This window comes from Allobosea sp. CRIB-10 (assembly GCF_900112185.1).
Lineage (GTDB): Bacteria > Pseudomonadota > Alphaproteobacteria > Rhizobiales > Beijerinckiaceae > Allobosea.
Genome location: NZ_FOKP01000010.1, coordinates 82037 through 102550, shown reverse-complemented (window position 1 = coordinate 102550; position 20514 = coordinate 82037). Strand labels below are relative to the sequence as shown.

The following is a 20514-nucleotide window of genomic DNA, read 5'->3' as shown; positions in this document are numbered from 1 at the left end:
GCCAATGGCATCGTTCAACGCCCGCATCACCATGCCGGCCGAAGCAAAAGCCGGCGATATCGTCGAAATCCGCGTCCTCGTCCGTCATCCGATGGATCGCGGCGGACAGGTCGATGCCGAGGGCCGCGTCGTGCCGCGCAAGATCCTGAACCGGCTGACCGTGATCTATGCCGGCGAGCCGGTGTTCCGCTACGACATGCACACCGGCGTCTCCGCCAACCCCTTCGTCAGCTTCACCACCCGCGCCGTCGAGACCGGCGACCTCTTGTTCGAATGGCGCGAGGATGGCGGGGCGACCTTCACCCGCACCGCCCGTCTCGTCGTGACATGACATCGGCCAGCCGCGTCGTTGCGACAGCGCTGCTCGCTCTGGCCGGCGCCGCCGGTGCCGAGGAGATCAAGCCCGGCAGCGCCTTCCTCTCGCCGCAGATGCAGCGCCAGCAGGAGGACGAGGCTCGCAACCCCGGCTGGCTCTGGGTCGAGCAGGGCGAGGAACTGTTCAGCCGCCGCGATGGCGTGGCGCCAACCTGCGCTTCCTGCCATGCCGATCCCAAGCGGAGCCTGCGCGGCGCAGCCGCCCGCTATCCGCAGGTCGACGCCGCCGGCGGCAAGCTGATCAATCTCGAAGGGCGCATCGAGCAGTGCCGGGTCGAGAGGCAGAAGCAGCCCGCCTTCGGCTATGAGAGCCAGGAACTGCTCGGCCTCACCGCCTATGTCGCCTCACTCTCGCAGGGCGTGCCGCTCTCGGTCTCGACCGAAGGCGCGGCCAAGCCCTATTACGAAGCCGGCAAATCTTTCTACGAACGCCGGCAGGGCCAGCTCAACCTCGCCTGCACGCAATGCCATGACGGCCTCGTCGGCCAGAAGCTGCGCGGCGACACGATCAGCTACGGCATCGGCACTGGTTTCCCGGCCTATCGGCTCGAATGGAACGGGCTCGGCTCGCTGCATCGGCGATTGCGCGCCTGCTCGCTCGGCGTCAGGGCGACGCAGTTCGACTACGGCTCCGACGAATACCTCGCGCTCGAACTCTATCTCGCCGTGCGGGCCAGGGGGCTTCCTGTCGAAGCTCCGGGCCTCCGGCGCTAGCCCCTTTGAGTCGTCCCGGACAAGCCGCGTCAGCGGCGCCGATCCGGGACCCATGCCTGAAGCGTTCCGGAATGGGTCCCGGGTCTTCGCTTCGCTCCGCCCGGGACGACTGGTGGAATCGAAGGCACGCTCTTGGCTGTGGCTACGCGAACCGTCACGATCCCGGCACAGTCCTGTCGGAGACGTCGTGGATGCTTCGCCTGCCTGCCTTCATCGCCTTCATGCTCATCGCCACCGCCGCCATCGCCCGGCCCGATGCCGAGCCGCCGGCTTCCGACGGCATCACTGCGCCGCCGCCCTTCGTGCTCAAAGGCACCGAGGTCAGGACGATCCGCGCCAAGGCGCTGCAGCGCGATTACGAGATTTTCGTCAGCCTGCCGGAATCCTATCAGAGCCAGCCGCGCCGGCGCTTCCCGGTACTGTTCGTCACCGACGCCGACTACGCCTTCCCGCTGGTACGCAGCATTGCGCGCCGGGTCGGCAACCGGGCCAAGGGGCTGGAGGAGTTCATCCTGGTTGGCTTGTCCTATTCGGTCGGCGACACCCCCGAATACAGCCGCCGGCGCGACTACACGCCGACGCCGAACGGCGAGAAGACGCGCGATCCCTCCGGCAAACCGCCGGTTTTCGGTGAAGCTGAGGGCTATCGCCGCTTCCTCTCCGAGGAACTGATGCCCTTCGTCGCTGCGACCTACCGGACCGATACGACTCGCAGCATCTATGCCGGCCATTCCTATGGCGGACTGTTCGGCCTCCATGTCCTGCTGAGCGAGCCGAAGCTGTTCCAGCACTACATCATCGGTAGCCCCTCGCTCTGGTTCGACCAGAAGGTGCTGTTCCAGCGCGAGCGCGCCTATGCCGAGGCCAACAAGGAGCTGAAGGCGAACGTGCTGATGGCGATCGCCTCCTATGAGACGATCGACAAGGCCTCGGGCGATCCGCGCTACGACGGCAAGACCGACATGATCGCCGATCTCAAGGAGTTCGAGCAGGCGCTGCGCTCGCGCAATTATCCGGGCCTGAAGCTCTCGACCGAGATCATCCCCGGCGAGGACCATCTCACCGTCTTCCCGGCGATCGTCACGCGCGGCCTGCTCTGGGCGCTGCCGGCGAAGCGGGACTGAAGCTTTTAGTCCTTCTTGTCTTTGCCGTTCTTCGGCTTGTCCTTGCCCTTGTCGCGGCTCTTCGGCTTCGCCCGGTTCTGGAAGCTGGCATTGCCGAGCCCGGTGCCGATGGTCAGCACCGCCCAGTGCTCGACATCCTGCATGAACGGCAATTCGCTCAGGCCCTGGACGACCGCGTCGTTGTGCATGGTGACGACAGTGTCGTGCTCGCCGATCTCCGGCGCCATCTCGCGGATGCTCTCGACCAGATTGAACCGGCTGCTCGACCAGTTGCCCGGCAGGTTCTGGGCGCCGCGGTCGATCGCCCCGTCCGGCTCGATCAGACCGGGACAGCCGACGCCGATGAAAGGCGCAACGCGAAGACCCTCCGCTTCGGCGTGCTTGATCTGGTCGCGCAGCATCTTGCCGAGCCGCTTCACCGCCTCCTCGCGGCTCGGCTCCTCGTCGGCATGGCGCCAGAGCTCGGTTTCCCAGACCCGTGCCTTGCTCAGATCGGAAGCCTTGTCCTGGCGCAGTTCGACAATGCCGGCACGGATGTTCGAGCCGCCGATATCGACCGCGACCAGGCTATCATAGGCCTCGAATATCCATTTCGGCGCGAGATGGGCGCTGCCGACCAGCCCGGCCTCGTCCGGGTGATGGCGCACCGGCACGAGTTCGATCGTATAGCCTTCCGTCTGCAGGATGATCCCGGCTCGCGCGATCGCCAGCTCGCCGATCCGGCTCTGGCGGAAGCCGCCGCCGACGACAATGCGCTCGACCGGGCTCCAGGCCTTCTGCCGCAGGAAGCGGCGGATGACGAAGGCGAGCGACTGGGCGAAGCGCTCCACAGCCGAGAGCACCAGCGCCGCCTCGCGGGCCTCGCCTTCCGTCAGCAGCTTGTCGAGCTCCGATTTGCTGACGCTCTTGCCGGCCTTCGCCAGCGGATCCTCACCCGTCTCGGCGAGATGGCTGCGCAACTCGGCGAGATGATCCATGAAGGCGCCTCGGCTCGCCTTGTCGCCGAGGAAGCCGTCACCGTCGCGGATTTCGAGATTGTAGCTGGTGACGACGACCGAGGGCAGTTCCTGCGCTCCATGCGGCCCGGTCGCGTTCGTCTTGCTCGCCGTCGCCACTGCCATCGCGTCCCCCCGCATTGAAAGCACTGGTGGAGAACGAGCGACGTCCTCTGCGGTTCCTGCGCTGCGCCGCCGCATGCCCCGTCTGCGCTAAGGGCGGGGACATTCAACCTGCTGGCGATTGACCCCACTGCGTCCTTTCGCCTCCATAGCCGGCGGCGCGGTTCGCGGCCTAGGGGATAGACATGCTCGAAGTGATCGGCCGCTCGCTCGCGATCGGCATCGGCGCGACCGCTCTGCTCGACCTCTGGGCACTTGTCCTCAACCGGGCCTTCGGCATCCCGCTAGCGAACTGGGCGATGGTCGGGCGCTGGTTCGCCTATCTGCCGCGTGGCCGCTTCATGCACGACACCATCGCAGACACGCCGCCGGTGCAAGGCGAGCTCGCGATCGGCTGGATCATGCACTACCTGATCGGCGCCCTGTTCGCCGCGATCGTCATCATGATCTGGGGGCTGGACTGGGCCCGCAACCCGACGCTGCTGCCGGCCCTGATCGTCGGCATCGTCACCGTCGGCTGCGGCTGGTTCATCCTGCAGCCCGGCATGGGCTTTGGCCTCGCCGCCAGCAAGCGCCCCAATGCCAACCAGATCCGGCTGATCGGCCTGATCAACCACGTCGTCTTCGGCCTGGGCCTCTGGCTCGCAGCGCTGCTGATGCGCTGAACGGCCTCTCACGAACTTTCAAAGGCAAGGACCAAACCGATGGCCGCGACCCTGTTCCAGAATGCCCGCATCGTCGACGGCACCGCGCCCGAGCGGGCCGATCCGGTCTCCGTCCTGGTCGAGGCTGGGCTGATCCGCGAGGTCGGCAAGAGCGTCCGCTCAGAGAAGGCCAGGGTGGTCGACCTCAAGGGCCGCACGCTGATGCCGGGCCTGATCGATGCCCATGTCCATGTCATCGCCGGCCTCGCCGATCTCGGCCGCAACGCCGCCCTGCCGGATTCGCTCGTCACCGTGCGCTCGCTCGTGATCATGCGAGAGATGCTGCTGCGCGGCTTCACCACGGTGCGCGATGTCGGCGGCGCCGATTTCGGCCTGAAGCAGGCGACCGAGGAGCACGACTACCCGACGCCGCGCCTCGTGATCTCCGGCAAGGCGCTGAGCCAGACCGGCGGCCATGCCGATTTCCGCGGCCGCTATGACGACCGGCTCGCGCCCGGCACCCGTCACCGCCTCGGCGCGCTCGGCCGCATCTGCGATGGCGAGGCTGAGGTCCGACGCGCCGCCCGCGAGGAGCTCAAGGGCGGCGCCGACTTCATCAAGATCATGGCCAATGGCGGCTGCGCCTCGCCGACGGACCCGATCCATTTCCTCGGCTTCTCCGTCGGCGAACTCGAAGCGGTCGTGGAAGAGGCCCGCATGGCCGGCACCTATGTCTCGGCCCATGTCTACACCGACGAGGCGATCCGCCGTTGCGTCGAGGCCGGCGTCCACTCGCTGGAGCATTGCAACCTGATCAAGGCCGAGACGGCCAAGCTCGCCGCCAGGAACGGCGCCGTAGCGGTGCCGACGCTCGTCACCTATGACAAGCTCTCCAGCGAGGGCGGCAAGCTCGGCTTCCCGCCCGATTCCGTCGCCAAGGTCGAATTCGTCCGCGCCGCCGGCATGGAATCGCTGGCGATCATGAAGAAGGCCGGGCTCGCCATGGCCTATGGCAGCGACCTGCTCGGCGAGATGCATCGCCACCAGTCGGAGGAATTCGTCATCCGCGGCCGGGCCCTACCGGCGCATGAGGTGATCGGCGCCGCGACCCATGTCGCGGCCAAGCTCCTGAAGCTGGAGGGCAAGATCGGCACCATCGCTCCGGGCGCCCATGCCGACCTGATCGTCGTCGATGGCGACCCCCTGCAGGATCTGTCGCTGCTGACCCGCCAGGGCCGGCACATGCCCGTCATCATGAAGGCCGGCGCCTTCATCAAGCGCGCCCGGCTGGACTGAAGCACCAATGAAGCCCTGGATGCAGCTCGACGCCGCGCCGATCCCGGGCGGCGGCACGCTGAAACTGATGCGCCGCGGCGAGGACGAGTTCTCGATCACGCTCGGCCATAACGAGCTGATGAACTCGCGCCTCAAGGGCTCGGAGGAGGCGCTGGCGACACTGGCGATCGAGAGGATCGGGCCGCGACCAGGACTACGCCTGCTGATCGGCGGCCTCGGCATGGGCTTCACGCTCCGGGCCGCACTCGCAGCGCTCCCGGACGATGCCGAGATCGTCGTCGCCGAATTGATCCCGGCGGTGATCGCCTGGGCGCGCGGCCCGCTCGCTCCGATCTTCGCCGGCTGCCTCGACGATCCCCGCGTCACCGCGCGCGAAGCCGATGTCATGGCTGCGATCCGCGAAGGTCCGAGCCGCTACGACGCGATCCTGCTCGATGTGGACAACGGCCCGGACGGGCTGATGGTCGAGGCCAATGACCGGCTCTACGACCATGCCGGCCTCGGCCATGCGAAGGCAGCGCTGCGGCCGGGCGGCGTGCTCGCGGTCTGGTCGGCGGGGCCGGACCGCAGCTTCACCCAGCGCCTGCGCCAGGCCGGCTTCGCCGTCGAAGAGAAGACGGTGCGCGCTCGAGCCGGAGCCGGCGGCGCAAAGCATATGATCTGGCTGGCCGTCCCTCAGGGAAACGCGGCAGCTGCGCAGCCCGCTCGCCCATCTGGAGGCAGACGCCGCTAGCGCTCGCTCAGCAGGCGCGTCAGACCGGCCGAGAGCCCGATACTAGGCACAGACGCCGGCAGTGCGAGATCACCCTGACGCGGCTTCCGCGGCGGATTGCGCACCGCGTCGAGCACGGCGGCGAAGCCGGCTAAAGTCGAGCAGATCACCGGCACGCCGACAGACGGTTCGACCCGCGCCGCGAGGCCAGCAAGCCCGGCCCCGCCCAGGATCACCGCCTGCGCTCCGTCGCGCTCGACCGTTCGCCGGCAAGCGTCGGCCAGCAGCGCGATCGACCCGTCCGGATCGGCCGCGATGTCGCCGCCGGTCGGCGCCACCGTCTCGACGGCGGCCAGCCTGCCGTCCAGTCCGAGCGCAGCTGTGAACTCGGTGAGAATGGGCCCCCAGCGCTCGCCACCGGTGACGATCGAGAAACGCCCGCCCTGCGCAGCGGCCTGCCGGCAGGCCGCTTCGGCCATGCCGACCACCGGAACCTCCGATATCTCCTTCAGCGCCATCAGCCCGGGATCGCCGAAGCAGGCGAGATAGACCGCGTCGCACCCCGCCCCATGCTCGGCAAAGGCGTCCAGCGCCGCATGCCCGGCGATGGCGCCGGCGCTGCGACTGGAGATATAGCGCGCGCCGAAACGACCGGTCGCCGGCACGAGCTCGACATCGGCAGGCACCAGCGGCGCCAGCACGCGCAGGACAAGCTCGGTCATCTCGGCACTGGTGTTCGGATTGAGGACGAGGATGCGCAAGATGGTCCCGGCTGCGAGAGTTGGCCGGCCTTGAAGTCTTCCCTCAAGAGCCGTGCCATCAGCTTTGCCGTGCCGAAGCCGCCGCGACAAGATCGGGCTTTCGCAATCCCCGCATGGTCGGTTCGCAAGGCGAGCACGCCAGCGGGGCTGTCACCCTGGCAACACGGAACCAGCACGCGCCGCTCGGGTTGCAGGCATCACAGCCCAAGATCGGAGGATGAGCGATGCCAGCCAAATCAAAGGCGCAGCAGAAGGCGGCCGGAGCGGCGCTCGCCGCCAAGCGTGGCGACATCCCGAAGAGCGAGCTCAAGGGGGCCTCGAAATCGATGCTCGAGTCGATGACAGAGAAAGAGCTCGACGAGCTGGCCTCGACCAAGCGCAAGGGCAAGCCGGAGCACGTGACGAAGCACTGAGCCGCGGGCCGATCGCCCCTCGCCCCTGCCTGGTCACGATCTCCTGCCCTATCGGTGATGCCGATAGACCAGATCGCCGGGGTCCGGCCTCGCAGCAGCGTTGTCCAGGCGAGCCCCGAGCCGTTCGGCGACGGCGACCGAGCGCCGGTTGCGCGGATCGACATAGCTGACCAGCGTCCCGAGGCCGAGCTGGCCGAAGACCCAGTCGCGCAGAGCGGCGGCGGCTTCGCTCGCATAGCCCTGACCCTCATGCCCGGCATAGATCAGCCAGCCGAGTTCCTTCTCAGGGAAGAGCGGGCCGTGATTGATGCCGACCTGCCCGACACAGGTCCTGCCCGGCAGATCGATCATCAGCGCGCCATGGCCGAACAGCGCCCATTGCGCGACGTCATGGCAGAACAGGCCCCAGGCGCCACGCCGATCATAGGGGCCGCCCATATATTGCGCCCGCTCCGAGGCGAGGAAGTCGGCATAGTCGGAAAAATCGGCTGCGGCCGGGGCGCGCAGGATCAGGCGGTCGGTCCGAATCGTCGGCGGCACATTGGAAGGCAAGGTCGACCTCGCAGCGCCGGAGGCGGCTCCGCCGATCGGATCGGCAACCGACATCTGCAGCGAAAAAAGGAAACTGGCGTCCCGGAAGGGATTCGAACCCCTGACCTACGGTTTAGGAAACCGTTGCTCTATCCTGCTGAGCTACCGGGACGCGCGTCCTTGCGTTTAGCATAAAGCCGATGCGGGTGAAGCCTTCCTTTGCAGCGATCGTGACGTTCCTCGTCGGCATGGCGGCCTCGGCCATCATCGCGCGAGCGGCGGATGACGCTTGCGCGACTGCGGAAGGGGTCGAGCTGGTCCGCCTCGCCGGTCTCGATCGCCATGGCGACCTGCTGCTCGCCGACGGCCGGAGCGTCAGGCTCGCCGGACTCGCCCCCCGGCAGAACGACGCCGAGCGCGAGCGCTTCGCCACGCAACTCGTCCGCTGGCACGGTCAGGCCTTCCGGCTGGCCCCACTCGGCGGGGCGGATCGGTGGGGGCGCCTCCCGGCGCGCCTCCTCGCCGCCGACGGGGCTCCTGATGTGCTCGCCGGCCAGGCCGACCTCAGTGCCGCCCTCCTCGCCGAAGGCGCCGCCCTGCGCCTGCCCGAACCGGGTCTTGCCGCCTGCAACGAGGTCTGGCGCAAGGCCGAGCCGCGAGCCGCGACGGCCGGCCAGCCCGGAAACCCGCAGCGAAAACATGCCGCAGTGGCGCGCCCGGTGATTGACGGTCATGATGCCGCCGCGATGAAAGCGCAGGCGGGCCGGATCGTCGAGGTCGAGGGGCGTATCGCTGCCGTCGCAGAGCGGGCGCAGCGGACCTATCTCAATTTCGAGCGACGGCGCGGCGCCGGCGGCAGCATCGTTCTGTCGCGCGCGCTGTGGCGTGAATTGCAGCGCAGCGGCTGGACCGCCTCGTCGCTGACGGGTAAACGCGTGCGCATACGCGGCGTGGTCGAGGGGCGCGACGGCCTCCTGATCGAAGCCGAATCGCGCAGCGCACTGGAACTGATCGACTAGGGGCAGATGCGGAGAGTTCAGCGACATCGTCAGCCGTTCCGGGGGCGCCTCGTCGCCGCGGTGCTGCCGGCCCTGTTGCTGGCGGCCTGCTTCGGCGACCAGAATTCGGTCCTGGCGCCGCTCAATCAGCCCGGCGGCGAACCGGCGCCGCGCGTCGCCAGCCTGCAGCGCGGCACCGACCGCGAGCATCAGCGCCTGCTCTCCGCCTTCGGCGGCGAATACCGTGCCCCGCAGGTCAAGGCCGAGCTGGAGGCGATCATCGCCCGACTCGCCAAGGCCGGCGAGGGCCAGATCGGTACCTATGAGGTGACGATCCTCAACTCGCCGATCGTCAACGCCTTCGCGCTGCCGACGGGGCGGCTCTATGTCACGCGCGGCCTGCTTGCCCTTGCGAACGACTCGGCCGAGATCGCCTCGGTGATGGCCCACGAGATCGCTCATGTCACCGCGCGCCACGCGGTCGAGCGCGCCGAGATGGAAGCAGAATCGGCGCTGGTCAGCAAGGTCGTGGCGCAGGTGCTGAACGACCCGACGACCGGGGCCGCGGTGCAGCAGAGCTCAAAACTCTCGCTCGCCCGCTTCTCGCGCCAGCAGGAATTGACCGCCGACCAGATCAGCGTGCGCAACATCGCCCGCGCCGGATACGACCCCTATGGCGCCGGCCGCTTCCTGGTCTCGCTCGGCCGCAACACCAGCTTCCGCGCCGGCGGCCAAGGCGGCGGCGACAAGAAGTTCGACATCCTCTCCAGCCATCCCTCGACGCCGGAGCGCGTCGCCGCCGTCACCAATGGCGCGCGTCAGATCGGCGCGCCCGGCATCGGTGAGCGCGACGCCGCGCGCTGGCTCGGCGTCGTCGATGGCATCGCCTTCGGCGATGATCCGGCCGATGGCGTCGTGCGGGGCCGCCGCTATCTCAACAGCGCGCTGCGCATCGCCTTCACGGCTCCCGACGGTTTCGAGCTCGAAGCGGCCCGCGAGATGGTGGTCGGCGTCAGCAATGACGGCTCGCAGGCGCTGCGCTTCGACTCGGTCGCGCTGAAGGCCGGCCAGACGCTGGAATCCTATGTGGCATCAGGCTGGATCGACGGCGTCACCACCGCCGAGGTCCAGTCGCTGACCGTCGGCGGCCTGCCGGCGGCGATGACCTCGGGCAAGGGCGCCGACTGGACCTTCCGGCTCGCCGCGGTCCAGGCCGGCCCCCGGGTCTATCGCTTCATCCTCGCCGCCAAGGGCCAGACCGATCCCGAGCGCGCCATGCGCGCTCTGCTCGACAGCTTCCGCAATCTCAGCGCCAGCGACGCGCAATCGGTCAGCCCCCTGCGGATCCGACTGGTCACCGCCGGCGCCGGCGACATGCCCGCCAGCCTCGCCGAACGGATGGCGGCGACCGACCGGCCGATGGAACTCTTCCTGATCCTGAACGGGCTGGAGCGCAGCGCGAAGCTGACGCCCGGCCAGCGTTACAAGATCGTGAGCGAATAGGAGCTCGGCTCGCCCAGCCCTTTCTGGGCGTGTTGTGCTAGCCTGCCGGCCTTCGTCAAGACAGGGAGGCAGTCATGGCGCTCGATCGCCGCATCGTCGAACTCTACGACGAATACACCCACAAGCCGCTCGACCGGCGCAGCTTCATGAACCGACTGATCGCCATCGCCGGCTCCGCGGCGGCAGCTGAAGCGGCGCTGTCGTTGTTGGAACCGAACTACGCCCAGGCCCAGCAGGTCCCAGCCGACGATGCCCGCATCGAGAGCAGGCGCATCGACGAGACCATCGGCGGCGTGAAGCTCAAAGGCTATCTCGTCACGCCGAAGACGCAGGCCAAGCGCGGCGGCGTCCTCATCATCCACGAGAACCGCGGCCTGAACCCGCATATCGAGGACGTCACCCGCCGTGCCGCTCTGGCCGGCTTCAGCGCGCTCGGCGTCGATTTCCTCACCCCGCTCGGCGGCACGCCGGCCGATGCCGATGCGGCGCGCGCCTTGTTCCCGCAGCTCAAGCCCGAGGACGTCGTGTCGCAGGGCCGCGCCGCCCTCGCCTTCCTCAAGGCACGGCCGGATGCGACCGGCAAGGTCGGCGCGGTCGGCTTCTGCTGGGGCGGCGGCGCGGTCAACGATCTCGCCGTCAGCGCTCCGGAGCTCACTGCCGGCGTCGTCTTCTACGGGCGCTCGCCCGACCTCGCCAAGGTGCCGCAGATCAAGGCCCGGCTGCTGATCCAGCAGGCTGCTCGCGACACGCGTCTGGTCGAGGGCCTGCCGGCCTATGAGGCGGCGCTGAAGGCGGCCGGCGTCAACTACCAGGCGATCGTCTATCCCGACGTCGACCACGCCTTCCACAACGACACCAGCGCCGAGCGCTACAATGCCGCGGCGGCCAAGCTGGCCTGGGAGCGGACGGTGGCCTTCCTTGCCGCCGAGACCGGGGCGGCCTGACACGAAAAAGCCCGGCGGATCGCTCCGCCGGGCTCTTCTTATCCGATGCGGGAAAGCTGTCTCAGGCAGCCTCTTCCTGCAGGTCCTCGTCGCCATCCTCGCCCTCGGCCGCCTCGGCGGCATCGGCCTTGCCGGCGCGGCGCGGCGACTTGGCGAGCTGGCCCTCGATCTTCTTCAGCGCCTCGGTCTCGGTGATCTCCTCGACGGCGGAAATCTCGCGGGTCATCCGGTCGATCGCAGCCTCATAGAGCTGGCGCTCGGAATAGGACTGCTCGGGCTGCGCCTCGGAGCGGTAGAGATCGCGCACCACCTCGGCGATGGCGACGAGATCGCCCGAATTGATCTTCGCTTCGTATTCCTGGGCGCGGCGCGACCACATGGTGCGCTTCACTCGGGCACGACCGGTCAGGGTCGAGAGCGCCTTGCCGACGATGTCGGTGTCGGCGAGCTTGCGCAGGCCGACGCTCGCCGCCTTGGCGGTGGGCACACGCAGGGTCATCTTGTCCTTGGCGAAGCTGACGACGAACAGCTCGAGCTTGAAGCCCGCGACTTCCTGCTCCTCGATCGCCGTGATCTGACCGACGCCATGGGACGGGTAGACGACGAACTCGCCCGTCTTGAAGCCCTGGCGCACAACAGTCTTCTTCGCAGTGGACATGCCGTTTCGACTCCTGCATCTCTCCGCCGGAGCGGAGACGCGACTTTCAACCGCTGGCCGGGATGACCGGCGGCACTCTGCCTGACACGTCGGGTAAGCCTTCTGGCTTTTTCACCGGCGCAACACGCTCCCACAGCCGATCGTTTCTTGCGAACCGCCAGACACGAAGACAATCACACCCCGGGCATTCTGACCGGTGGTGCATTGCTGTCGTTTCAGGGGGTGCCCCGTTTGTGTAACCTCGCAGGGGCAGGCGGAACGAACTCGACTGTGGCTTGTGGATACCACAAAAATCGCGCCGAATCAAAGGTAAACGGAATGCAAACAGCGCCGGGCCGCGTTGCGACCGGCTATGGTTAACCTCGATTCGGGTCTGACGGAGGGTAAGCTCAGTCGCCTTCGCCGGGATTCGGCGACAGGAGTTCGAGCTTGTTCGGCACGCCGTCGAACTCCTTGGCGTCGGCCGGCGAGTCTTTCTTCTGCGTGATGTTCGGCCAGCTCGCGGCGAACTTGGCATTGAGCTGCAGCCAGCTGTCGAGTCCCGGCTCGGTGTCGGGCTTGATCGCCTCGGCCGGGCATTCCGGCTCGCAGACGCCGCAGTCGATGCACTCGTCGGGATGGATGACGAGGAAGTTCTCGCCCTCATAGAAACAATCGACCGGACAGACTTCGACGCAGTCCATGTATTTGCACTTGATGCAGTTCTCGGTGACCACATAGGTCATGGCGCTGTCCTTCCAATCGGCCGGCGCTTCTTTAGAGCCGGTCGAGAGAATGTTTCAAGGCCCTGTCACGACCGGAAACGAGATCAAACTTCCATCGAAACGTGCGTTTCGAGATGATTTTTCGCAAGCGGGCCAGCGCTCGCCGCATCACTACGCGCTCTATCCCTCGGGGGCGTCGGGCGCAAGCGGCTGATCGCCGCGCTCGGGTCCGCTGAGGACCTCGTAAAGCGTCTGGGCCTGCTCATAGGAGCCGCGGCGTTCAGCAAAACCGATGACGCGCACGACCAGCGTCGCATGCGGCAGAGCGAGCGTCAGCACGTCTCCGGGCTTCACCCCGAGCGCCGGGTTCTCGACACGCTTGCTTGCAACCCGGACATGCCCCTCCTCCACCAGCCGCACGGCGGCGGGACGGGACCGCGCGAAACGTGCGAACCAGAGCCATTTGTCGAGGCGTTGCCGGTCGTCCCGCAAGCGATACCCCGGAGTGCGAATGCCTAGCTCTTGCGCCCGTCATTGCCCTCGAGCTGGGCTTTCAGGGCAAGCAGCTTGGCGAAGGGCGAATCCGGATCGGGCTGGCGCTCGGCCGGGCGCGGCCGCTGCGGCTGCTGGAAGCGTTGCTCCTTGCCGCCGCGCTCCTCGCGACGCGGACCGCCACCCGGGCGACCGCCATCGCGCTTGAACTCCGGCCGCGGGCCGCGCTCGGGACGCCCATCGCGGCCCTGCGCATTGCGGCCGGCGCCCTCCTGCGCCGCGGGCCTGCCACCTTCGCCGCCGGCAGGACGCGGACCATTCCAGCCCCCCTCGCGCCAGCGATTGCGGTTAGGCGGACGCTGCCCGCCGGGCTTGCCCTCGCCGCCTTCGGCCGCCGGAGCGGCCTCGGCAGCACCGGCACGACGATCGGGCCGGCGGCCACGCTGGCCCTGCTCGGGACGCCGCCCGCCCTGATGGCGATGCGGACGCCAGATCTCGATCAGCTCCGGCTCGGCCGCAGGAGCCGCTTCGGCGGCCACAGCAGGCTCGGTCGCCGCGATCTCGGTTTCAGGCACAGCTTCTGCCACCGACTCATCGCTTGGCAGGGCGAGCGTCGACATCGCGTCGGCCGGCACCGGCTCAACCGGGTCGGCAGCCTCTTCCTCGGCCGGAGCCGCAGCGATCTCCGCATCGGTCAGGATCGGAGCATCCGCGGTTTCGCCCGCAGGCGCAGCGCTGTCCGCGCCTTCAGCGGCAGCCTCGCTCTCGGTGGACGGCGCCTCGTTCAGCGCATCGGCCGCCTCGACGACGACCTCCACCGGAACCGCGGGCGTGGTCGCGGCCGGCTCGGACGCGGCAGCGAGCGGCACGGTGATCGCCGGGCCCGGACGCTTCTGCGAGACATAGCCGAGCGAGCGCAGGATCGAGGCGAAATCCTCGCCGGCGCAGCCGACCAGCGAGGTCATCGCGCCGGTGGCGACGAAGCCGTCCTGATCGGCAGCGCCCACCGGCGGCTGGCCGAGCGTGACGCCGGGGCGATAGGCGATCGCGGGACGGATCAGGTCGGCGAGGCGCTCGAGGATGTCGACGCGCACGGCCCGCTCGCCGCAGACGCGGTAGCCGGCGGCACGATAGAGCCCCTTCGGGATCTCCTTGTTGGCAGGAAACGAGGTTCGCCCGGACGACGCAAGGTGCGAGATGTCGTCGAGCCCGGAGACTTCCGGATTGCCGTGCTTCAGCGCCCAGAGCTGGGCGGCGAGCGCGCGCGGCGCCGGCTTCAGCAGCGCCGGGACATAGAGATGGAAGGCGCCGAAGCGGATGCCGAGCTGGCGCAGGCCCGCCCGTCCCTCCTGGTCGAGCGTCTTCATCTCCTCGGCGACCTTGCTGCGTTCCAGCACGCCGAGCGCCTCGGCCGCCTGATAGGCGATGCCGCGGGCGATGCCGCTGACGCTCTCGGCGTTCTCCAGGATCTGGAGCGGGCCGAGCAGCTTGGTGACATGGTGCTTCAGCCAGGCGCCGAGCCTCGTCTCGATCTGCTCGCGGGCCGGGGCCGGCAGATGATCGTCGACCATCAGGCGCAAGCGCGGCTCCAGCACCTTCTCGCCGGCGGTCAGGCGCGCGACCGGCTCGCCGATCCAGCGGATCAGCCCATCATGCGACAGCACGAAGGCCTCGTCCCCGGCCAGCACGACGCGCGAGGCGCGCGCTTCCAGCTCGCCGCCAAGCGCTTTCAGCGCCGCAGCGTTCAAAGCTTTCGCTTCCGGACCACCCGCCTTCGGGTCCGCCGTGAAACGGAAGCCTTGCAGCAATCCGACATGCTGACCCTCGACCAGGACATCGCCGGTCGAGGTGACTTCGGCCTCCAACATCGCATTCTCCCGCAGGCGACGCATCAATACGCTCGTGCGCCGATCGACGAAACGGCTGGCGAGCCGTTCGTGCAAAGCGTCCGACAGCCTGTCCTCTACAAGACGAGCCACCCCCTGCCAATGCTCAGGATCGGGTAGCCAGTCCGGACGGTTGGCAACATAGGTCCAGGTCCGCACCTGGGCGATGCGGGCCGACAGGGTGTCGATCTCGCCATCGACCCGGTCGAGCGCCGCCAATTGGCCGGCATACCAGTCCGGATCGAGCCGGCCATGCCGCATCAGGCGCAGATAAAGGGTGGTCGCCAGCTCGGCATGCTGCATCGGCGCGATCTTGCGATAATCCGGCAGGCCGCAGACTTCCCAGAGCCGGGACACGGCCGGCTTGCCCTGCGCCAGCCGCGAGACGTCGTGATCGCGCGCCAGGATCTCCAGCGTCGTCATGTCCTCGGCGATCAGCGCCCGCGTCAGACCCGGTTCCTGCGGCTGGAAGTTGAGGCTGTCGAGCAGGCCGGGGATCGAGCGCAGGTCGAGATCGGAGTTGCGCCATTGCACCTGGCGCACCGATTCGAAGCGGTGATCCTCGATCGCCTCGACGAGCTCCTGCTCGAAGGGCGGGGCGCGGCCGGTCGTGCCGAAGGTGCCGTCGCGCAGGTGGCGCCCGGCACGGCCGGCGATCTGGCCGAACTCGGCCGGATGAAGCTTGCGATAGTGGTGACCGTCGAACTTGCTGTCGCCGGCGAAGGCGATGTGGTCGACATCGAGGTTGAGCCCCATGCCGATCGCGTCGGTGGCGACGAGATAGTCGACATCGCCCGACTGGTAGATCTCGACCTGGGCATTTCGCGTGCGCGGGGACAGCGCCCCCAGCACCACCGCCGCACCGCCCTTCTGCCGCCGGATCAGCTCGGCGATGGCGTAGACCTCCTCGGCCGAGAAGGCGACGATCGCCGAGCGTCGCGGCAGCCGGGTGATCTTGCGGTCGCCGGCGAAGGAGAGCTTCGACAGGCGCGGGCGGGAGACGACATTGACGCCGGGGATGAGCTGCTCGACCAGCGGCTTCATCGTGCCGGCGCCGATCAGCATCGTCTCCTCGCGGCCGCGATGATTGAGCAGCCGGTCGGCGAAGACATGGCCGCGATCGAGATCGGCGGCGAGCTGGATCTCGTCGATGGCGACGAAATCGACCACGAGGTCGCGCGGCATCGCCTCGACCGTGCAGACCCAGAAGCTCGGCCGCTCCGGTTTGATCTTCTCCTCGCCGGTGACGAGCGCGACGGCATGAGGCCCGACCTTGTCGACGACGCGTTGATAGACCTCGCGCGCCAAAAGGCGCAGCGGCAGGCCGATCATGCCGGTCGGATGCGCCACCATCCGCTCGATGGCGAGATGGGTCTTGCCGGTATTGGTCGGGCCGAGCACCGCCGTGACACCGCGGGCGCGGAGCGAGGGCGGAAGGGAACGGGTTTGGATCAAGACGCTGGAGCTTTCCTGCAGCCTGCGCGGCGAAACGCCGGGCCAGCCCTACCGGGATGGGCTACCCAAAGGCAACCCGATCCGTGAACAGAACGAGTCCGGAACGAAGCGAGGCCGAATCGCTGACTCCCGCAGAATCAGGTTTCGTTCACGGCGAGATATCGCGGCAAGCGATTCAAAAACCACAAGATTTTGAATCGCCCTCATTGTCCATCCTTCGCCGACTTGCGCGCGCGAGGGCCGCTTTCGCTCATGTAGGTGTTGCGCGCCAGAAGGCGAGAGGACTCCGAGGGATACGGTAGCCAATAAGCCGCCAACTAATCAGCGAACACGTCGGCCAGGACCTGCGCGGCTTCGTCAGGTGCCTCGACATGGACGAAATGACCGGCGTCCTCACAGAAGCTCACCTCGACGTCGTCGAAATAGAGCGGCAGGAAGGTCGACCAGTCCGATTTCAGGATCGGGTCGTGCCGGCCCCAATGCACCCTTGTGCGCTGATGGATCGGCACGGAGGGCGCCGGGTGGCCGTCGATCGCGGCGATCCGCGCCGCGTTCTGGCTGCGATACCAGTCGAATCCGCCGCGCAGATTGCCCGGCTTCATGAAATTCTCGACGTAACTGTCGAAGACCGGCGCGAAGGCATCCTTTCGATGGCACCAATGCGTCAGGAAATGCCCGAGATAGAGCGCGCAGGCCTCGCGGCTGGAGCCGATCAACTGCTCCGCCAGCGGCAATTGCTGGAAGGACTGGTACCAGATCTCGTTGATATGGCCGTCGCGGACCCAGGCCGAGCCGACGCTCGGTGTCGGGCAATTGAAGAACAGCAGCTTCTCGACCCGCTGCGGATGGCGCCGCGCCAGCCCCTGCGCTACATAGGCGCCGACATCATGGCCGACGACGCCGACCGGGCCGACACCGAGCCCCTCCAGCAGCGCCGCCATATCGTCGGCATGGGCGTTGGCACCGACATCGCTGCGCGGCGCCGATGATTTGCCGCTGTCGCCGAAGCCGCGCAGATCGGGTGCGATCAAACGGAACTCGCCGTGCAGCCGATTCATGATCGGCAGCCAGCTCATCCAGAATTCCGGCCAGCCATGCAGCAGCAGCACCGCCGGCCCGTCGCCGACCTCGGCGACATGGAGCATGGTGTCGCGCACGACGACCTGGCGATGCCTGAGGCCGGGCGGCAAGGCGAAATCGCGGGACATGGCGGCTCCGGATACGAATCGCCGGGAAGGCTAGCGCCTCGCACCCGAGTCCCGCAATTCGTCGAATGGCAAAGCCTTCATGCGTTGCGAGGCGAAGGCAGAATCGGACGTTAGCGGGGATAGATAGCGATCTTATCCCCGGTGCTTCTGGCGGCCTCAGAACGACGCTCCACAACCAGGAGCACGTTATGCCCGACCTGCCGCATCGTTCAGCCGCCGACAGCGCACGCTGGCGCGAGATCGTCCTTCTGCGCCGCCGGCTTGTCTCGCTGAAGGCGCAGACGCGGCTGCTCCGCCACGAGCTCGCCCGCAAATACAATCCCGACCAGCCGCGCGTGCCGGCCGGCAATGCCGATGGCGGGCAATGGACCAGCGGCGGAGGTGGTGGCGATCCGACGCTGACCGGAACCGACTTCATCGGCAATCTCGGAAACGCCTTCGCGGCCGCATTAAATTTCGGCGACGTCGTACCCGATACCAGCGGCGAGGAGAGCTGGGCCTTCTATCAGGACGCCACCCGCCCCGACGGCTCGCTCGCCGAACGCTCCGTCGTCAACCGCGACGGCTCGACCATCCACTCCGAGTTCGCTGCCCCCGGCAAGCCGAGCGACTGGGACGAGCGCCACACCGTCGCGGTGCCCGAGGGCGGCAAGACCACCTTCGAGACCTCCGATCGCACCCAGACGATCCGCGATGGTGGTCCCGACGGCGAAGTCGTCTCACGCTCGACCTGGACCGAACGCGGGCCGGAGCGCGAGGCGACCGTGCAGGAGGCGTTCGCTCCATTGCTGCCCGCTGCCCCCGCGGCGGCGGAGGTCACGATCACATCGGCTCTGACGCTCTTCACCTGGCTGTCGGCGCGAAACAAGATCGATGGGCAGGAAGCGACCATTGCTTTTAACGCGCGAGATTATCGGCCCGGCCAAGCGCCTGGCTTCGACCTTGGCTATGTCGGCCAGATCAGCCGCTCCGAAGCGGAAGCAACCTGTCGCTATCTGCCCGAATTGCAGTCCCGCCTCGACGCCGCCATTGCGACGGTCGGGCCCGCGAGCAAATATCCATCACCGGCCGTTTACGGGACGTATGTGCATACGAACATGGGCAACCAAATCACGACGCAGAACTATCCCGACCTGAAGGCCGAGCGGTCGTTCCTGAAGGAGTTAAGCGAACCGACCTCGGAGACCCTGCGCCGGTACGGTTATCCCGATACAGTGCGTTATGACGCCTACGAATTGAGGGCTGACGGAACACTTTGCATTTACGATTTCAAGGCCGGGAGACGAGGCCTGTCCGTTCGCCGCTCGGATATTTTGGCGAACGCAGGGCGATATGGCTTTGCTAGCGCGCGTCGCATCGTCGTCCTCGAAGTCAGGCCGAGCAAGTGACATCGAAGACGCAAATTGCCGAGCTACTCGACACATTGGTAGCTCGGCACCACGACTTGGTACGGTATGGGCCGTTTGTCATCCTCAAGCCCCTCCGCCACATCATCCGCACGATCTCGATCGACCGCACGAGCATATCGGACCTGCCGCAGTTCTTCTTCTCGATCGGCTACACCTGCGACCCCTGCGCAACCTTGCAAGGCTTTTGGCTCGAAGAATTTTCAACGGCACGGGACCAGCCGCGATACTGGTCTCAGCCGCACTTCAAGGACGCATTCCTCCAAGCCGTGGAGGAACGCATCTTACCGATGCTGAGGTCGATCGAAAGCTTCCATGCGCTTCTAAGCTTCGATCAGAATAGAGAATTCGGCTACCGCGAGACAGTCAACTCACCGTTACATAAAGTTCAGCTGGCTTCAGCGATGGGGCGTTTTGATGATGCGCTCGAGACCGCGCGTTGGATGGCGCTGCACCCCCGAAAATCTCGCTACTGGTCGGAGGGTAGCTATGCGCTCATTGTTGACCATCTCGCTCCCTTACTGGAAGCGCGAGACGAAGCCGGTATTGCGGCCATGTTGCACGACTGGGAGATGAAGACGATCCAGAAGATCGGAGTCTTGCCGATCTTCGAGCAGGTACCATTCCCGTTCGAACTCGGCCGGAGCCGTTGATGGGGAACCTCAATTCCGCGTCGCGGTCGCCGTGACGCCGGGATCGACCTTGAAGCTCGAGGCCTCGATCACCGCGGTGCCGATCATCGTCTTCACGGATATGCGCACCGGCAGCATCATGTTCGTCCCGGCGACGGGGGCGAGCCAGGTCGAGATCTCCTTGTTCTCGGCCATGAACTTGGTCGCGGGCCGCAGCGCCCGGTGGCCGGCGATCGGAACATAGCGCGCCTGGCAAACCGAGACCGGGCCGCTATAGCCGTCGATCTTGATCTCGCGCGTGCCGGAATAACTCAGCTTGATGTCGTAGCGCGCCGCGCCGTCGAAGATGGCCAGCGTGCGGTTGCAGGCCGCCGCGCCGCCAGTGCGGCCGGAAGCCTCGACCGGCATCAGGAAGGCGCTGAGCGGATCCATGATGTTGCGCTGGTGCTCGTCCTTGAGCGGGACGCGATCGGGCTTGGGATCGATCGGCGGCTCGATCGCCAGCGCCTGCACCGCATTGCCGCCCAGCGCCATGCGCACAGTGCGGCTTTCGCTGGAATTGGCCGAGGACACCGCGAAGGTGGCGGGCGAGAGCCGGCTGCCGTTGAGATTGCCGGTCGCGGTGCCCGAACCGCGCCCGCCGGTAAAGCTGCCGACGAGGCCGGTCAGCTTGGCGGTGGCGTCGAGCTTGTAGCTGCCGCCAGTGATGCCGCCGGCCAGATTGGCCTTGCCGAGCGAGAGGCCGAGCAGGCTGACGTCATAGGTCGCGTCGAGCGAGGCCGCCTGCGCGGTCGGCGCCGGCAGTGCGAGCATCAGCGCCGCGATCAGGGCGCTGCTGGCAGGCGACAGAGCGAGCTTCATCTGGAGGCTCCGGGCGCGACGGGTATCGTCGCATGCACTGAGATTCGGTCCGAATCGTGACTGGCTTCGCGCCAGCTTG

Annotated in this window: 21 protein-coding genes and 1 tRNA gene; 12 read left to right on the top strand and 10 right to left on the bottom strand. The window is 67.3% G+C overall.

Features of this window, described 5'->3' with window-relative positions; translation table 11 throughout:
* The first annotated feature begins 4 nt into the window (after window positions 1–4).
* The 3 genes from soxZ to BMZ69_RS14585 all read left to right on the top strand — a co-directional run bounded on the left by soxZ (window position 5) and on the right by BMZ69_RS14585 (window position 2213).
* Window positions 5–331 (top strand): thiosulfate oxidation carrier complex protein SoxZ, encoded by a 327-nt coding sequence (gene soxZ, locus BMZ69_RS14595; RefSeq protein ID WP_092157722.1) that lies wholly within the window; start codon window positions 5–7, stop codon window positions 329–331.
* Entirely contained in the window at window positions 328–1089 is a 762-nt protein-coding gene (gene soxA / locus BMZ69_RS14590) for a sulfur oxidation c-type cytochrome SoxA (protein WP_092157720.1), read from the top strand. Before soxZ ends, soxA begins: the two co-directional genes overlap by 4 nt.
* Window positions 1090–1280: 191 nt before the next feature.
* Entirely contained in the window at window positions 1281–2213 is a 933-nt protein-coding gene (locus tag BMZ69_RS14585) for an alpha/beta hydrolase (RefSeq protein WP_210188025.1), read from the top strand.
* Window positions 2214–2218: 5 nt separating this feature from the next.
* On the opposite strand, the gene BMZ69_RS14580 is transcribed toward BMZ69_RS14585, so the two are convergent.
* Window positions 2219–3334 (bottom strand): ROK family protein, encoded by a 1116-nt coding sequence (locus tag BMZ69_RS14580; protein ID WP_092157718.1) that lies wholly within the window; start codon window positions 3332–3334, stop codon window positions 2219–2221.
* A 182-nt stretch (window positions 3335–3516) separates the two neighbouring features.
* Between BMZ69_RS14580 and BMZ69_RS14575 the strand changes: the two genes are divergently transcribed.
* From BMZ69_RS14575 to BMZ69_RS14565, 3 genes are read left to right on the top strand one after another with little or no spacing between them, the layout of a single operon-like run.
* The gene (locus tag BMZ69_RS14575) at window positions 3517–3996 is read left to right on the top strand and encodes a DUF2938 domain-containing protein (protein ID WP_092157716.1); all 480 of its coding nucleotides are present in this window, start codon (window positions 3517–3519) and stop codon (window positions 3994–3996) included.
* 39 nt (window positions 3997–4035) lie between these two features.
* Complete coding sequence (locus tag BMZ69_RS14570; RefSeq protein WP_092157714.1) at window positions 4036–5271, top strand: metal-dependent hydrolase family protein; 1236 nt, start codon at window positions 4036–4038, stop codon at window positions 5269–5271.
* A gap of 7 nt (window positions 5272–5278) precedes the next feature.
* A complete protein-coding gene (locus BMZ69_RS14565) occupies window positions 5279–6004 on the top strand; it encodes a polyamine aminopropyltransferase (RefSeq protein ID WP_092157712.1) in 726 nt (241 codons plus the stop codon).
* On the opposite strand, the gene BMZ69_RS14560 is transcribed toward BMZ69_RS14565, so the two are convergent.
* A complete protein-coding gene (locus tag BMZ69_RS14560; RefSeq protein ID WP_092157710.1) occupies window positions 6001–6744 on the bottom strand; it encodes an aspartate/glutamate racemase family protein in 744 nt (247 codons plus the stop codon). The genes BMZ69_RS14565 and BMZ69_RS14560 overlap by 4 nt on opposite strands.
* 224 nt (window positions 6745–6968) lie before the next feature.
* Here BMZ69_RS14560 and BMZ69_RS14555 point away from each other — a divergent pair, with 224 nt between their 5' ends.
* Window positions 6969–7157: a DUF3008 family protein gene (locus BMZ69_RS14555; RefSeq protein ID WP_092157708.1), complete on the top strand. Its 189-nt coding sequence runs from the start codon at window positions 6969–6971 to the stop codon at window positions 7155–7157.
* Between the two features lie 48 nt (window positions 7158–7205).
* On the opposite strand, the gene BMZ69_RS14550 is transcribed toward BMZ69_RS14555, so the two are convergent.
* Together BMZ69_RS14550 and BMZ69_RS14545 are read right to left on the bottom strand one after the other, a co-directional pair.
* Window positions 7206–7763: a GNAT family N-acetyltransferase gene (locus tag BMZ69_RS14550; protein ID WP_092157706.1), complete on the bottom strand. Its 558-nt coding sequence runs from the start codon at window positions 7761–7763 to the stop codon at window positions 7206–7208.
* A 20-nt stretch (window positions 7764–7783) separates the two neighbouring features.
* A tRNA-Arg gene (locus BMZ69_RS14545) sits at window positions 7784–7860 on the bottom strand.
* A 28-nt stretch (window positions 7861–7888) separates the two neighbouring features.
* On the opposite strand from BMZ69_RS14545, the gene BMZ69_RS14540 reads away from it, so the two are divergent.
* From BMZ69_RS14540 to BMZ69_RS14530, 3 genes are all read left to right on the top strand, one after another.
* Window positions 7889–8707, top strand: a complete 819-nt coding sequence (locus tag BMZ69_RS14540; RefSeq protein ID WP_092157704.1) for a hypothetical protein — start codon at window positions 7889–7891, stop codon at window positions 8705–8707.
* A 6-nt stretch (window positions 8708–8713) separates the two neighbouring features.
* Window positions 8714–10189 carry a M48 family metalloprotease gene (locus tag BMZ69_RS14535; protein ID WP_092157702.1) on the top strand — a complete coding sequence of 492 codons (1476 nt, stop codon included), beginning with the start codon at window positions 8714–8716 and terminating at the stop codon, window positions 10187–10189.
* 74 nt (window positions 10190–10263) lie between these two features.
* Window positions 10264–11133, top strand: a complete 870-nt coding sequence (locus tag BMZ69_RS14530; RefSeq protein ID WP_092157700.1) for a dienelactone hydrolase family protein — start codon at window positions 10264–10266, stop codon at window positions 11131–11133.
* 61 nt (window positions 11134–11194) lie between these two features.
* On the opposite strand, the gene BMZ69_RS14525 is transcribed toward BMZ69_RS14530, so the two are convergent.
* From BMZ69_RS14525 to BMZ69_RS14505, 5 genes are all read right to left on the bottom strand, one after another.
* Window positions 11195–11791 (bottom strand): CarD family transcriptional regulator, encoded by a 597-nt coding sequence (locus tag BMZ69_RS14525; protein WP_092157699.1) that lies wholly within the window; start codon window positions 11789–11791, stop codon window positions 11195–11197.
* Between the two features lie 389 nt (window positions 11792–12180).
* Window positions 12181–12516, bottom strand: a complete 336-nt coding sequence (gene fdxA / locus BMZ69_RS14520) for a ferredoxin FdxA (RefSeq protein WP_092157697.1) — start codon at window positions 12514–12516, stop codon at window positions 12181–12183.
* Between the two features lie 159 nt (window positions 12517–12675).
* On the bottom strand, window positions 12676–12987 hold the full coding sequence (locus BMZ69_RS14515) for an RNA-binding S4 domain-containing protein (protein ID WP_092157695.1): 312 nt from the start codon (window positions 12985–12987) through the stop codon (window positions 12676–12678).
* Window positions 12988–13010: 23 nt separating this feature from the next.
* Complete coding sequence (locus BMZ69_RS14510) at window positions 13011–16325, bottom strand: helicase-related protein (protein ID WP_092157882.1); 3315 nt, start codon at window positions 16323–16325, stop codon at window positions 13011–13013.
* A gap of 320 nt (window positions 16326–16645) precedes the next feature.
* Window positions 16646–17536, bottom strand: coding sequence for an alpha/beta fold hydrolase (locus BMZ69_RS14505; RefSeq protein WP_092157693.1), 891 nt, complete (start codon window positions 17534–17536; stop codon window positions 16646–16648).
* A 65-nt stretch (window positions 17537–17601) separates the two neighbouring features.
* Here BMZ69_RS14505 and BMZ69_RS14500 point away from each other — a divergent pair, with 65 nt between their 5' ends.
* Window positions 17602–18924: a hypothetical protein gene (locus BMZ69_RS14500; RefSeq protein ID WP_139219056.1), complete on the top strand. Its 1323-nt coding sequence runs from the start codon at window positions 17602–17604 to the stop codon at window positions 18922–18924.
* On the top strand, window positions 18921–19595 hold the full coding sequence (locus BMZ69_RS14495) for a hypothetical protein (RefSeq protein WP_092157689.1): 675 nt from the start codon (window positions 18921–18923) through the stop codon (window positions 19593–19595). Before BMZ69_RS14500 ends, BMZ69_RS14495 begins: the two co-directional genes overlap by 4 nt.
* Before the next feature lie 9 nt (window positions 19596–19604).
* Here the strand turns inward: BMZ69_RS14495 and BMZ69_RS14490 are convergent, their stop codons facing one another.
* On the bottom strand, window positions 19605–20435 hold the full coding sequence (locus tag BMZ69_RS14490; RefSeq protein ID WP_092157687.1) for a DUF3108 domain-containing protein: 831 nt from the start codon (window positions 20433–20435) through the stop codon (window positions 19605–19607).
* Window positions 20436–20514 lie beyond the last annotated feature (79 nt).

Excerpts from the sequence above, each read along its gene's own strand:
- BMZ69_RS14525 (WP_092157699.1), bottom strand. The coding sequence starts at position 11,791 with ATGTCCACTGCGAAGAAGACTGTTGTGCGCCAGGGCTTCAAGACGGGC.
- BMZ69_RS14535 (WP_092157702.1), top strand. The coding sequence starts at position 8,714 with ATGCGGAGAGTTCAGCGACATCGTCAGCCGTTCCGGGGGCGCCTCGTC.
- BMZ69_RS14550 (WP_092157706.1), bottom strand. The coding sequence starts at position 7,763 with ATGTCGGTTGCCGATCCGATCGGCGGAGCCGCCTCCGGCGCTGCGAGG.
- BMZ69_RS14565 (WP_092157712.1), top strand. The coding sequence starts at position 5,279 with ATGAAGCCCTGGATGCAGCTCGACGCCGCGCCGATCCCGGGCGGCGGC.
- soxZ (WP_092157722.1), top strand. The coding sequence starts at position 5 with ATGGCATCGTTCAACGCCCGCATCACCATGCCGGCCGAAGCAAAAGCC.
- BMZ69_RS14580 (WP_092157718.1), bottom strand. The coding sequence starts at position 3,334 with ATGGCAGTGGCGACGGCGAGCAAGACGAACGCGACCGGGCCGCATGGA.
- BMZ69_RS14585 (WP_210188025.1), top strand. The coding sequence starts at position 1,281 with ATGCTTCGCCTGCCTGCCTTCATCGCCTTCATGCTCATCGCCACCGCC.
- BMZ69_RS14500 (WP_139219056.1), top strand. The coding sequence starts at position 17,602 with ATGGCAAAGCCTTCATGCGTTGCGAGGCGAAGGCAGAATCGGACGTTA.
- BMZ69_RS14555 (WP_092157708.1), top strand. The coding sequence starts at position 6,969 with ATGCCAGCCAAATCAAAGGCGCAGCAGAAGGCGGCCGGAGCGGCGCTC.
- BMZ69_RS14490 (WP_092157687.1), bottom strand. The coding sequence starts at position 20,435 with ATGAAGCTCGCTCTGTCGCCTGCCAGCAGCGCCCTGATCGCGGCGCTG.
- BMZ69_RS14530 (WP_092157700.1), top strand. The coding sequence starts at position 10,264 with ATGGCGCTCGATCGCCGCATCGTCGAACTCTACGACGAATACACCCAC.
- fdxA (WP_092157697.1), bottom strand. The coding sequence starts at position 12,516 with ATGACCTATGTGGTCACCGAGAACTGCATCAAGTGCAAATACATGGAC.
- BMZ69_RS14575 (WP_092157716.1), top strand. The coding sequence starts at position 3,517 with ATGCTCGAAGTGATCGGCCGCTCGCTCGCGATCGGCATCGGCGCGACC.
- BMZ69_RS14570 (WP_092157714.1), top strand. The coding sequence starts at position 4,036 with ATGGCCGCGACCCTGTTCCAGAATGCCCGCATCGTCGACGGCACCGCG.
- BMZ69_RS14505 (WP_092157693.1), bottom strand. The coding sequence starts at position 17,536 with ATGTCCCGCGATTTCGCCTTGCCGCCCGGCCTCAGGCATCGCCAGGTC.
- BMZ69_RS14540 (WP_092157704.1), top strand. The coding sequence starts at position 7,889 with ATGCGGGTGAAGCCTTCCTTTGCAGCGATCGTGACGTTCCTCGTCGGC.
- soxA (WP_092157720.1), top strand. The coding sequence starts at position 328 with ATGACATCGGCCAGCCGCGTCGTTGCGACAGCGCTGCTCGCTCTGGCC.